The 12394-nt window shown below is 48.0% G+C and carries 12 protein-coding genes and 1 tRNA gene; 3 read left to right on the forward strand and 10 right to left on the reverse strand.

The genetic code is table 11. From position 1 onward, the window contains the following. Window positions 1–8 precede the first annotated feature (8 nt). Entirely contained in the window at window positions 9–539 is a 531-nt protein-coding gene (msrA, locus tag A1sIIB76_RS04810; protein WP_095675082.1) for a peptide-methionine (S)-S-oxide reductase MsrA, read from the reverse strand. Between the two features lie 27 nt (window positions 540–566). On the opposite strand from msrA, the gene A1sIIB76_RS04815 reads away from it, so the two are divergent. Together A1sIIB76_RS04815 and A1sIIB76_RS04820 are read left to right on the forward strand one after the other, a co-directional pair. Next, window positions 567–638, forward strand: a tRNA-Arg gene (locus tag A1sIIB76_RS04815). 181 nt (window positions 639–819) lie between these two features. Then, window positions 820–1086 carry a WhiB family transcriptional regulator gene (locus A1sIIB76_RS04820; RefSeq protein WP_095684919.1) on the forward strand — a complete coding sequence of 89 codons (267 nt, stop codon included), beginning with the start codon at window positions 820–822 and terminating at the stop codon, window positions 1084–1086. A gap of 10 nt (window positions 1087–1096) precedes the next feature. On the opposite strand, the gene A1sIIB76_RS04825 is transcribed toward A1sIIB76_RS04820, so the two are convergent. The 4 genes from A1sIIB76_RS04825 to A1sIIB76_RS04840 are packed head-to-tail and all read right to left on the reverse strand — an operon-like array spanning window position 1097 to window position 4673. Next, entirely contained in the window at window positions 1097–2572 is a 1476-nt protein-coding gene (locus A1sIIB76_RS04825; RefSeq protein ID WP_095675084.1) for a sensor histidine kinase, read from the reverse strand. Window positions 2573–2583: 11 nt separating this feature from the next. After that, the gene (locus A1sIIB76_RS04830; RefSeq protein ID WP_095697127.1) at window positions 2584–2973 is read right to left on the reverse strand and encodes a DUF6912 family protein; all 390 of its coding nucleotides are present in this window, start codon (window positions 2971–2973) and stop codon (window positions 2584–2586) included. A gap of 19 nt (window positions 2974–2992) precedes the next feature. Further along, a complete protein-coding gene (locus A1sIIB76_RS04835; RefSeq protein ID WP_095697128.1) occupies window positions 2993–4084 on the reverse strand; it encodes a CpaE/TadZ family protein in 1092 nt (363 codons plus the stop codon). Next, the gene (locus A1sIIB76_RS04840) at window positions 4077–4673 is read right to left on the reverse strand and encodes a flagella basal body P-ring formation protein FlgA (RefSeq protein WP_095697129.1); all 597 of its coding nucleotides are present in this window, start codon (window positions 4671–4673) and stop codon (window positions 4077–4079) included. The genes A1sIIB76_RS04835 and A1sIIB76_RS04840 overlap by 8 nt, the downstream gene beginning before the upstream one ends. Before the next feature lie 122 nt (window positions 4674–4795). Here A1sIIB76_RS04840 and A1sIIB76_RS04845 point away from each other — a divergent pair, with 122 nt between their 5' ends. Next, entirely contained in the window at window positions 4796–5323 is a 528-nt protein-coding gene (locus tag A1sIIB76_RS04845; protein WP_095693855.1) for an Rv3235 family protein, read from the forward strand. A 6-nt stretch (window positions 5324–5329) separates the two neighbouring features. Here the strand turns inward: A1sIIB76_RS04845 and secA are convergent, their stop codons facing one another. The 5 genes from secA to ahcY form a co-directional block, all read right to left on the reverse strand. Then, on the reverse strand, window positions 5330–8002 hold the full coding sequence (gene secA / locus A1sIIB76_RS04850) for a preprotein translocase subunit SecA (RefSeq protein ID WP_095697130.1): 2673 nt from the start codon (window positions 8000–8002) through the stop codon (window positions 5330–5332). A gap of 60 nt (window positions 8003–8062) precedes the next feature. Next, complete coding sequence (locus A1sIIB76_RS06920; protein WP_223298756.1) at window positions 8063–8401, reverse strand: ComF family protein; 339 nt, start codon at window positions 8399–8401, stop codon at window positions 8063–8065. A 331-nt stretch (window positions 8402–8732) separates the two neighbouring features. Beyond that, window positions 8733–10301 (reverse strand): MtrAB system histidine kinase MtrB, encoded by a 1569-nt coding sequence (gene mtrB / locus A1sIIB76_RS04860; RefSeq protein ID WP_095697132.1) that lies wholly within the window; start codon window positions 10299–10301, stop codon window positions 8733–8735. 1 nt (window position 10302) lies between these two features. After that, window positions 10303–10983: an MtrAB system response regulator MtrA gene (gene mtrA / locus A1sIIB76_RS04865; RefSeq protein ID WP_095675092.1), complete on the reverse strand. Its 681-nt coding sequence runs from the start codon at window positions 10981–10983 to the stop codon at window positions 10303–10305. Window positions 10984–11000: 17 nt separating this feature from the next. Continuing rightward, window positions 11001–12281 (reverse strand): adenosylhomocysteinase, encoded by a 1281-nt coding sequence (gene ahcY / locus A1sIIB76_RS04870; RefSeq protein ID WP_095675093.1) that lies wholly within the window; start codon window positions 12279–12281, stop codon window positions 11001–11003. Between the last annotated feature and the right edge of the window lie 113 nt (window positions 12282–12394).

The raw sequence follows: 12394 nt of genomic DNA on the forward strand, positions 1-12394 counted from the left end.
GTAATCGCTTAACTGGAGACTTGCGAAGGAAATGGGACTCCCGTACTTGAATGACAGTCATAGCCATTGGGATTCTTCGCTAAATATCGCTGGTGGTACTCCTCCGCGAGATAGTAAGGGATGCCTTGCGCGCTCTTGATCTCGGTAACAATCTCGCCAATACCTTTTCGGGAAAGTGCTGCCTGATACACATCGCGTGTTGCCTCTGCCTGAAGCAACTGAGAATCACTCGTTGTAAAAATCGCACTCCGATACTGGGTTCCGATATCTCCACCTTGTCGGTTCAGTGACGTCGGATCATGCATCACCCAGAACTCTTCTAGTAATCGTCTATATGTGACCTTCGTTGGATCAAAGCTCACTTCCACAATTTCAGCGTGGCCGGTAACTCCTGTGCACACTTGTTCATATGAAGGATCTGGACGTGCTCCACCCATATAGCCAACGCTTGTCTGTAGTACTCCAGGAATATTCCATAATCTGCGCTCGGCGCCCCAGAAACAACCTGTTGCAAAATATGCGCTCTCGGTATCGCTCATAGTCAGATAATCTACCCTTCTACCTGCGCCCCCGTAGCTCAGGGGATAGAGCACTGCCCTCCGGAGGCAGGTGCACAGGTTCGATTCCTGTCGGGGGCACTAGCACCAACTGCGCTCAATCATTTCATAACGCAAAGAGCGTAAGAGGGATATAAATCACTACAAAGTACGAAATCTTTTCGCCTTCCTTCTTGTTTATCTTTGTAGTAACAGGGAGAATTAACCTCTTGCACGCACTAGTTGCGCACACATTTATATCTGGAATTGAAAGGGGTGAGCCATGGACTGGAGACATCAATCTGCGTGTCGTGATGAAGATCCTGAGCTCTTCTTCCCCGTTGGAAATACTGGCCCTGCAATTAGCCAGATTGAAGAAGCGAAGAAGGTATGTAATCGCTGCATCGTAAAAGATCCATGCCTTGCTTGGGCGCTGGAATCAGGTCAAGATGCAGGTGTGTGGGGCGGACTTTCAGAAGATGAACGCCGCGCCCTTAAACGTCGCGCCGCTCGTAACCGTGCTCGCTTGATGGATAACGGTCTTTCTTAACCACTGATTTTTACTTAGTATTGGGAAAAACCAATATCGCTTTCGTCTGTACGTGATCAGAGACCAATGAGAGCGTGCCGCTGAGTTCATTTTCGGTCAGTGTGCGCACAATTTGCAGACCAAGGTTTGGGGACTCAGCGATATTAAATCCTTCAGGTAAGCCCACACCATCATCTGAAATGATCACTTGAATATCTGAATTCCCTGAATCAACATGAATTCCGAGCACTGAACCCTCCTCAGCTAATCCGTGTTCGAGGGCGTTATGAATGAGTTCGGTAATGACTAGGGCTAGCGGTGTTGCAATTCGTGGGTCAAGTGAACCAAAGGTGCCGGTTCGCTCGATACGCAATTCATTCATTCGAGGGCTCAGCTCTAGCGCATGTGTGACCAGGCTATCTAGCACCTGATCAAATCCCACTGATGCATCGGGGGTATTGGAAAGAGTTTCATGTACCAAGGCAATGGAGGCAATACGACGAACCGCCTCGTTAAGTGCCGCACTCGCGTTGGGATCATTGATGCGGCGGGCCTGCAACCTAAGCAGAGCTGAAACAGTCTGCAAATTATTCTTTACTCGGTGATGAATCTCGCGAATAGTCACATCCTTGGTAACTAACTCTCGCTCGCGTCTGCGAATCTCAGTGACGTTATTAAGTAAAACGATTGCACCAATCCGGTTTTCACCTTGAATTAGTGGCAGGACGGTAAATGAGATAGTTCCACCCGCATTTTCAACTTCAACTCGTTTCAGTGATTTACCTGTAAGTGCCCCAGCGATACTCTCTTCTTGGGCATCAGCACTGTGTTGCGCAAGTGATTGTGCAAGAGTTCCAAGCTCAATGCCTTCAACTTCCTTCACCCACCCTAAGCGGCTAAATGCTGATTGTGCATTCGGACTTGCATAGGAGACAACACCGTTGACATCAAGGCGGATTAATCCATCACCCACTCGCGGTGCCGGGTCAAAAAGTGATCCTGCATCTGGATATGGAAAACTTCCTTCCGTAATCATTCGATATAAATTATGTGCAATCTCGCGATAATTAAGTTCAAGGCGGCTGGGTTGGCGCATGAGTTCGGCATTTCTATGTCGCGAAATAACTGCAACCACAAGGCCATCAACTAAGACTGGGATTGTTTCCTCTTTAACCGAGAACTCCCCCATCGGTTCTGGTTCTGTATCTCTGACAATCTCAGCACTAGCAAGTGCTTGATCTATATATTTGCGCTGCCCATGGGTGATTTCATCCCCGATGACATCAAGTGGAAAGAGAGTTGCGGCAGTTGTTGGTCTGATGTGCGCAACTGCAACGTATCCCGTGGGCCAACTCTTGAAATCTTTTCGCAGCGGAACCCAGAGAATGAGATCGGCAAATGATAAATCTGAAAGAAGTTGCCAATCGGCAATCAGTTCTCGCAGGCGGTGGATATGAATGTCGGTGAGCGGACTTCGCTCTTTCACAAATTCTTCAATCGATGCCATATTACGGATCCTTACGAAAGCCACGTTGCCAAATTGCTGGCAATCTCTTGTGTGGCAAACCAGGTCAGTTCCTGACCATCAGCTGAAACTTCAAAACAGCATTGCACGTAATCCCACAGCAGAGGTGCAGAAAGTGAGATTGAGAGTTCATGCTCTGCTTCAATGTTTGATTCAGGAACTTCCAGAGCTAACACACAGGCAGTACCAACAGCAGAACCAAGTAGCTCCACTGCATCTTCAGCTGCAATCAGTGAAAGGGTGTATTCGACTTCTTCTTCATCGAGATCGCTATTGCTAGATATGAATGTGGGGGTAGCTGCATAGGCATCGCTGACATCGAACTCTCCTGATTGGAGAAATTCTTGAATTTCAGAGGCGGTAACACCAATGTATGCACGCATGTGCCTAGCCTATAAGAAGTTATCCCCCTACCTCACCGGCCAAACTGGCAATGCTCTTGCGGAGCAGGCTTCGATCATTGGATTCATAGAGTGATGTCTGCTCATTTTCAGCCATTGCTATCGAACGTGAATCCGCCGGATACGCAAGAATTTTCTTAGGGCCAATCGTCCTTGCACCCGCCAGAAATGCTTCGTCGTAAATTGCGCCTCTCTTTCCTGGAGCCGACATGGCCTGCACAAAAGAGATTGTGGGCTTCATTGAATTTTGTGAGAGAGCTTGTGAAATCTTGCGAACTCGCTCGACTCCCACTCGGTTAGATTTTGCGATGATCCATAATTCATCTGCCTGCGAAGTGACCCACACCAAAATCTCACCAGTCCAGCGTTGGCCTCGAAGTACTTGCGCAAGTTCGTTGATGACACCGGAATCGATGATGATGTAATCAAACTCCGTTTTAGCGGTGTCCAATAGCGCAATAGATTCAGCGGTATTTTCCTGAGTGACTTCCAGTGCCCACAGATTACTGGCAATCTTTTGAAAGCTCTTTGCAGAGTTCAACCCTTGTTGCCCTAAGAGAATTGCAATAGCTGGAGAAATAGCATTTGCATCAATGATGAGAACTTTCTTTGCTAAAAGACTAAGTTCAGTTGCGATGTTAATACTTAAGGATGTGCAGCCAGCGCCAGCATGGGCAGCTGCAATTGCCAGGACATGGGCTCGAGTTTGCTGGGTAATCGGCTCACTGACTCTGAGCATCGGTCTTCTCATCGAACCGCGAATCATCGCAATCAACTCGAGGGCAACGCTGGGCTGGGCAAAGGAATCTGGAAATTGACGCAGATCTGCATCGCTTTTTCGAAAGATGAAGATTCTCATCCCGCTATTAGTGAGTTTATGAAGAGACTGGGGATCAATCCCCTCTAAATCTGTGGAGATGAGTAATACATCTGGTTGTGTCTCTAAACCCTGCAAAAACTCATTGAGAGATACCCAATCCAGTGCGCGGTATAGGACGCTCCAGCCTTGGCTAAATAAGGTACTTGCCGCAAAGCTTTCAAAGTCAGAACCATGAATCGCTGTAACCGCACTAGCGTGTTCTGACTTAGCCATGTGTTTGTACGGCAACCAAACGACCGCTAGTGGTCGCCGCTAATACGTCAGCAATGAATTCACCAGCTACTGACACTGTCATTGCCACTTCTCCCCCGAAATTTGATCCTTTCCTATCGATTGAAACTACGAAGACGCTTCCGAGGATGAAGGTGGGCGCCTGCAAGCTTTCGCCATTCTTTTCATCGTGTAACTGATAGAGGCTGACAATCTCTCCAACACCGACTTGTGATGGAATATCTACCGCGCGCATACTCAGAGAAACCTGCTTTTGCCTGGCAGAAATTGATTGGTTAGTCAGTGCATCGACTTCAATTAATTCTCCTGCGGCAATGATGCGGCGTGAAATCAGGCCGGTGGGATCAATATCTGCAGATACATACCTTCCCCGAGCTGGCCCCAGGGTGACTGAGATGAGATTAAGGTCAGTGCTCTCAATAGATGTTCCTGATGCAATCGGCCTACTTGCCACCCAATATTTCTCCTTCTGATTTGCGGCAACGGACATCAGAAAAGAAGCCAGGAGCGCTGCTATGAAAAGTGAGATCGAGAGAATGAATCGGGTGTTCTTCTGCTTCCTAGGGGCCATGGCGGCAGCGTAAAAGGGGGTAAGAAACCGGATCTCGCCTTTTGCACAGTACAGCGAAAGGATGAGCGCATTTCATCTTTCTAGCCGATTACTACATGAGCGACTGACTCCACTGTGCACCCATGACAACAGATACCTACACGCAACCCATTCCACGCACTAAGCCTTTTCTACAATTGATTTCAAGCACGGAAGATCCTGCACTCTGGAGCCATCCAGTTCTAGATTTATTTGCTCCCCCCACACCCGTCATGCCACCACAAGTGGCAAGGCTCTACCTAGTTCCTTCTACCTTCGGGGAAGAGATTGAACCGGATGAGATGCCAATTCCATCTTCGGCCACAGATCTGCCAGATTTACATCAGTGGACGATGAAGTTCATTGTGAGCATCCTTGAAATTTGGGCCGGTCGCAGGCAACCAGCGCAATTGATTCGTTCATGTCATCGGGTGATCTATATGGAGCTGCTGTGCAAGACTGGAAGTCAGAGTGAGATTGGAAAGATTAGAAGTATCCATCAATCAGAGCCACTAGATGGCATTTGTGAATCAACGGTGACGGTCAGATTTGGAAATCGACTTCGCGCAATTGTTATTCGCTTTGAAGGTGTTGACGGACGTTGGCTCTGCACCGCTCTGCGTTTGCTCTAAAGTGAATTAGGCAGCGCCGTGGCAGCGCTTGAATTTCTTGCCAGAGCCACATGGGCATGGGCTATTACGCGAGACTTCATTAGATGTCACAACACCATTTTCATCTGCTGCGGTGTAACGAAGTGGAGCCGTATTTGCCGGCTTGTCATTAACTCCGCGTGCCTTCACTTCTGAGCCATCGCCTTCGATTGTTACTTCGACGTTAAAGACAAGGCTGGCTAACTCTTCTTTAATACCATCCATCATGGCCGAGAAGAGTTCAAAACCTTCACGCTGATATTCAACCAGTGGATCACGTTGTGCCATCGCACGCAGGCCGATACCTTCTTGCAAATAATCCATCTCATAGAGATGCTCTCGCCATTTACGGTCAAGGACAGAGAGCAGTACTTTGCGCTCTAATTCGCGTAAGACTTCTACTCCTAACGCTGCTTCACGCTTTGCATATGCGGCAACGGCATCATCGAGAATTCGAGTCTCTAAAATCTCCACATCCAAAGCTGATCGTGAACCAAACTCCTTCTCTAAATCTTGTGGCGTAAAGGAGATCGGATAGATAAGTTTGAGAGCTGCCCAGAGTTGATCAAGATCCCAATCTTCGGCATAGCCCTGGGCTGTTGCCACCTGAACGTATGCGCTCAAGGTGTCAGCCATGAAATCGCCAACTTGGCTTCCAATATCTTTACCCTCAAGTACTAAGCGGCGTTCTGCATAAATTACTTCACGCTGGCGGTTCATGACATCGTCATACTTAAGAACGTTCTTACGGATTTCAAAGTTCTGCGCTTCCACCTGTGTCTGGGCTGAGCGAATTGCGTTTGAAACCATCTTTGATTCAATGGGTTCATCTTCCGGTAAGCCAGCTGCTCCTAATACACGTTCAACAATTCCAGAGTTAAATCTGCGCATCAAATCATCTTGCAGTGAGAGGTAGAAACGAGATTCACCAGGATCGCCTTGACGTCCTGATCGTCCACGGAGCTGATTATCGATACGCCTGGACTCATGTCGCTCAGTTCCAAGAACATAGAGCCCACCGAGTGCGACAACTTCTTCATGCTCCTTGGCAATTGCAGCCTTTTGCTTTGCAATCTCTGCCGGCCAGGCAGCTTCATATTCAGTTGCGTTATCTACCGGTGAAATTCCCTTGCGCTGTAATTCAAAGTCAGCCATAAACTCTGGGTTTCCACCCAGCATGATGTCGGTTCCGCGTCCTGCCATATTTGTCGCAACAGTAACGGCCCCTTTAGTTCCAGCGCGAGCAATGATTGCCGCTTCCCGCTCGTGATGCTTAGCATTGAGAACTTCGTGAGGGACGCCTGCTTTTTTGAGGAATGCAGAAAGTTCTTCCGATTTTTCAACGCTGACGGTTCCAACCAATACCGGTTGGCCCTTGCGATGACGCTCAACGATGTCGCGAGTAACAGCTGCAAACTTTCCTGCCTCAGATTTGTAGACTAAATCAGCTTCATCAATACGTTGCATCGGGCGATTTGTTGGGATAGGAACAACACCAAGCTTATAAATTTGATGAAACTCCGAAGCTTCTGTAACTGCCGTTCCGGTCATTCCAGAGATGGTTTCGTAGAGTCGGAAGTAATTTTGAAGTGTAATTGTGGCAAGGGTTTGGTTTTCATCTTTAATTTCAATGCGTTCTTTTGCTTCAAGTGCTTGATGTAGTCCTTCGCTATAGCGACGACCTGCAAGCATGCGGCCAGTGTGCTCATCAACAATAAGAAGCTCGCCATTCATTACTACATAATCTTTATCGCGCTTAAAGAGTTCCTTCGCACGGACTGAGTTATTGAGATAGCCAATCAGGGTTGTGTTGGCGGCTTCATATAGATTCTCAATCCCAAGCAGCTCTTCCACCTTGGTAACGCCGTCTTCGAGGATTCCAACGGTCTTCTTCTTCTCATCTACTTCATAGTGTGAATCGCGTTGTAGTTTGGTTGCAATATTGGCAAACTCGACATACCACTTCGTTGCCTTATCAGCCGGTCCACTAATGATTAGCGGTGTGCGTGCCTCGTCAATAAGAATCGAGTCAACTTCATCGACAACTGCGAAGTAGTGATCACGCTGCACACAGTCTTCGAGTGACCATGCCATATTGTCGCGAAGATAATCAAAACCAAATTCATTGTTTGTTCCATAAGTAATATCTGAAGAGTATGCCGCACGACGTTCTGCAGATGTCATGCTATTAAGAATTACTCCAACACTTAGACCAAGGAATCGGTGAACACGACCCATCCATTCGCTGTCACGTTCAGCCAAGTAATCATTGACTGTAACAACGTGGACTCCACGTCCTGCTAGTGCGTTCAGATAAGAAGGAAGTGTTGCAACGAGAGTCTTTCCTTCACCGGTGCGCATTTCTGCGATATTGCCACGGTGAAGCGCCGCCCCACCCATGATTTGAACGTCATAGTGACGTTGGCCAAGTGTGCGCTTTGCGGCTTCGCGAACAACGGCAAATGCCTCAGGAAGTAAATCATCGAGTGTTTCGCCTTGCGTTAGGCGTTTCTTAAATTCTTCAGTCTTTGCTCGCAGTTGGTCATCAGCAAGTGCAGAGATTGAACTTTCGAAGGCGTTGACCTTTTCGACGACCTTGCTTAAGTCACGAAGAATTTTTCCTTCGCCGGCTCGCATGATGCGGTCGAGAATTGAAGCCATTTGCCTACCTTCCACTTGCCAATCCCAATCACTTGCAATGGGCGCCCTATTCGAGCCCCCTTATCGTAGAGGTTCTGCCACGCAAGCTGTAATCGCAGCCGAAACCTCAATGCCTGCAGCACGCAATGCGCGGGCCGCCTCCTGCAAAGTCACCCCCGTTGTGACGAGGTCATCGACAATGATTGCCTTTCCACTGTGATAACGCAGGGATGCCAGTGACCCTTCCAAATTTTCTACTCGTTTCTTTGCATCGAGCTTTGATTGATCTTTGACGACCCTGGTGTGAGTCAACAATTCACGGGTTGGCACCCGTGCACTACCACCAATTTCTCTGGTTAATTCGTTAATGAATTGTCTCCCTCGTAATCTCGCAACGGATTTTCGCGAAGGAATTGGCACTAAAAATCCCAATCCTTGCTCTTGTAAACAGAGCGAAAGCGAATGAGAAAGTGCGCTCACCATTAGCTCATCTGCTCGTCGCAATGCATGTTCTTTTGCAGCTAACAAAACTTTCCCTGCAATCGGTGAATAGGGAATGGAAGAATAAATCGGGAAATGTGGTTTCTGGCGAGAGTGAGATCTATAAATTCTCGGCTGCCAGAATTTTCTGCACTGCGAACAGATTTCCAAACCTAGGGCGCCACAACCTAAACAACGAACTGGAAAGATGAGTTCCTCTAGTGAGCTGAGTAAATTCACCTAGCCATACTGCTGCAATGACGGCTAGCGGTTATTGGTAAAAAGCCTCCTGGTGGAAATCTTTTGGCGTGGCCTTAATTGGTCTTGAATTTATTAACTCGCCAGCCTTGCGGGGCAAGGTGAGAACAAAATGAGCTCCTTGGTTAGGGCGTCCCCACGCATCTAATTCTCCATTGTGAAGTCGTGCATCCTCAAGTGCGATGGAAAGACCCAAACCAGTTCCACCGCGTACTCGAGCACGTGATGGATCTTCTCGCCAGAACCGGTCGAAGACGCGAGTCAGGGCCGATTCATCAAGTCCTGAGCCGTAATCTCGAACACCAATACCAACCTCGGTTTCGGTAGCAACGACGCTCACAAGAACCTTCTTTCCTTCTGCATGATCGAGTGCGTTTGACAAAAGATTGCGCATAATGCGCTCAACTCTGCGGATATCGGCATTAATGCTGACAAATTCCTGATCAGCTACCACCTCTACTTGCTGTGTTGGCACATTGCTAGCTATATCTAAATCAGTGGCACATCGATTAATAAGACCAATGACATCAAAATCGACAGGTTCGAGCACAGCAACTTCGGCATCGAAACGACTTACTTCAAGTAGGTCTTCGAGCAACCGCTCGAATCTATCTAGTTGAGCAACCAGTAGCTCAGAACTCCGGGCGACGAGTGGATCAAAAGAGCTGCGTTGGATGTGGATTACCTCTGATGCCATACGCAGTGTGGTTAAAGGAGTTCGTAGTTCGTGGGTGACATCTGAAACAAAACGCTGCTGGACACGTGAGAGATGCTCTAGTCGAGTGATTTGCTCTTCAATAGATAGGGCCATTTCATTATAAGAAATTGCCAGCGTTGCCATCTCATCGGTTGAAACGACTTTCATCCGCTGAGTGAAGTCTCCCTGCGTAAACTGATTAGCGATACGTGCTGCTTCACGCACCGGTCGAACCACTTGTCGCACTACGAGCCAGGTGATAAGTCCGATGAGGAAAATGAGTGCGATTCCAGTAAGCAGAAGTGAGTTCTTGATGAGATCTACTGTTGCCGTCTGGTTCTTGAGAGAAAAGATGATGTAAATCTCGTATCGCCCCCCAGTCGGAATAATAATTCTCTGACCCACAAAGAGAGAGTCAATACTCTCTCCGTTGTTATATCGTGCAGGACCGTAGGCATAATGAAGTTTGGCATCTTTTTTGATCTGGGCGCGAAGATCTTTAGGAATGGATGAGTTCTTAATGACATTCGAAGACATCTCATAAGAATTTGCTGTAGTAGGTCCTCCTGGAGACTTTGCAAAAATTACTTCTCGACGCTCCTCATTAATTCCTTGGGTCGAGGTTCTCACAACGAATTCAGCGAGAGCTTCTTTACGGGCTTGAACTGTCATCGACTGCGATGCAAGTACTTGGTATTCAGCATTAAAAAATGTGTATCGGGCTTCAGCCAGTGAAGAGTTCAGGCTAGTTGCCAGGATTCCATCAGCTAGACGTGAATACAGCGCAGAACCGGTAAGCGATACGACAGTTAAGGACAGAAAGAGAGTTGAGAGAATCACTCGTGTTGCTAGTGAATGTTTGAGTGACCGTCGTAAACGGTTCATGTTAAGCGGCTCCGCCCGCCTTATAGCCCACGCCACGAACCGTCATGATGATCTCTGGACGGTCGGCGTCGTGTTCAACCTTTGAACGAAGTCGCTGCACGTGCACATTGACCAATCGCGTATCAGTTGTTTGTCGGTAGCCCCAGACCTCACTTAAGAGCGCGTCGCGTGTAAACACCCGACCTGGGTCTTTTGCTAGAGCGACCAGCAAATCAAATTCAAGACGGGTTAGCTGAATGAGAATCGCACCGCGACGAACTTCGTGGGCTGTCACATCGATTGTGATGTCACCGATGGAAAGAAGGCCGGTCACATCAGAATTGGTGCGACGCAAACGAGTGCGAATACGCGCAATGAGTTCAGCCTTGTCCCGAAATGGTTTCTGCATGTAATCATCGGCGCCTGCTTCAAGCCCCCGCACAACATCTTGGGTCTCCCCCTTGGCGCTGAGCATCACGATTGGCACCATCGACTCTTTTCTAATTAGTCGACAGACCTCTATGCCATCTATTCCTGGCAACATGACATCAAGTAAGACGAGGTCCGGAGGATTATTTCTAAATACCTCCAGCGCCTCATCTCCTCTACTCACCATATCTACATCGAAGCCAGAACTTGTAAGAACAATTCCCAGCATTTCGGCGAGATCTTGATCGTCATCGACGACCATGATGAGTGTCATGCAATATCAACGATCATTTATGAACCGTGCTCCCAAGAATTAAGGTACATATCTTGAGCTGGTGTGAGTACATCGATACGTCCACCCATCGAAATGAGTTTCAACGCCGCAACTTCCTTATCGATATATGTTGGAACTTCATGCACTCCAGCAGGAAGGTTCTTTGCTTCCTTAACGAGGTATTCCGCAGTTAGGGCCTGATCAGAGAATGACATATCCATCACTGATGCTGGGTGACCTTCAGCTGCGCCGAGGTTTACTAGACGACCTTCAGCGAGAAGAAGTAAGCGGCGACCATCTTTCATCACGTATTCATCGGTCTGGTGACGCATCTTGGCATTCTTCTGTTTTGAGTTCTGCTCTAGCCAAGCAACATCGATTTCGATATCAAAGTGACCTGAGTTAGCCATGATTGCGCCATCTTTCATCGCTGCGAAGTGTTCATCGCGCAGTACATCGCGGTTACCGGTGACTGTAATAAATACATCGCCAACTTTGGCTGCATCTAACATCGGCATTACACGGAAACCTTGCATCATTGCATCGAGTGCCTTAGTTGGATCAATTTCTGTCACAACTACATCTGCGCCCATGCCCTTTGCGCGCTCTGCAACACCTTTTCCGCAATAACCAAATCCTGCAACAACGACAATGCGTCCTGCAAGTAAGAAGTTAGTCGCACGGAAGACCGCGTCAAGAGTCGATTGACCTGTGCCATAGCGATTATCAAACATGTGCTTTGTGTCTGTGTCATTGACTGCGATCATCGGAAATGTGAGTGCGCCATCTTTTGCCATCTGGTTAAGGCGAATAACTCCAGTAGTAGTCTCTTCGCAACCACCAGCGATATTTGGTAGGAGCTCCTTGCGAGTTGTGTGAAGAGTGTTTACTAAGTCGCAACCATCATCGAAGACTTGGTGAGGTTCGATGTCGAGGGCAGCGTTGATGTGCGAGTAATACCCGTCACGATCAACTGCATTACGTGCAAATACAGAGATTCCGTATTCATGAACAAGAGCTGCAGCTGTGTCATCTTGAGTAGACAATGGGTTAGAAGCACAGAGAGCAATTTCAGCGCCGCCAGCTTTAAGAACACGCATCAAGTTAGCGGTCTCAGTTGTGACGTGCATACATGCTGCGATTCGTACGCCGGTAAATGGTTGTGACTTTTCAAATCGTTCACGAATTTGTGCAAGGACCGGCATGTTGCGCTCTGCCCATTCGATGCGCTTGCGCCCCTCGGCAGCAAGTGAAGCGTCGGCTATATCGTGCTTTGGAATTGTTGTTACTTGTGTCATGAAAACATATCTCCCTAGGTAGTTCCTCAATTGACTATGAGGATTGTCTTTTTCGCTTGACCTTCGGCGTAGGGCTCTACTGTGCTAGTCGGCTACGGAATTAGTTTAGTGGA

The sequence above is a fragment of the Candidatus Planktophila versatilis genome, assembly GCF_002288265.1.
GTDB lineage: Bacteria > Actinomycetota > Actinomycetes > Nanopelagicales > Nanopelagicaceae > Planktophila > Planktophila versatilis.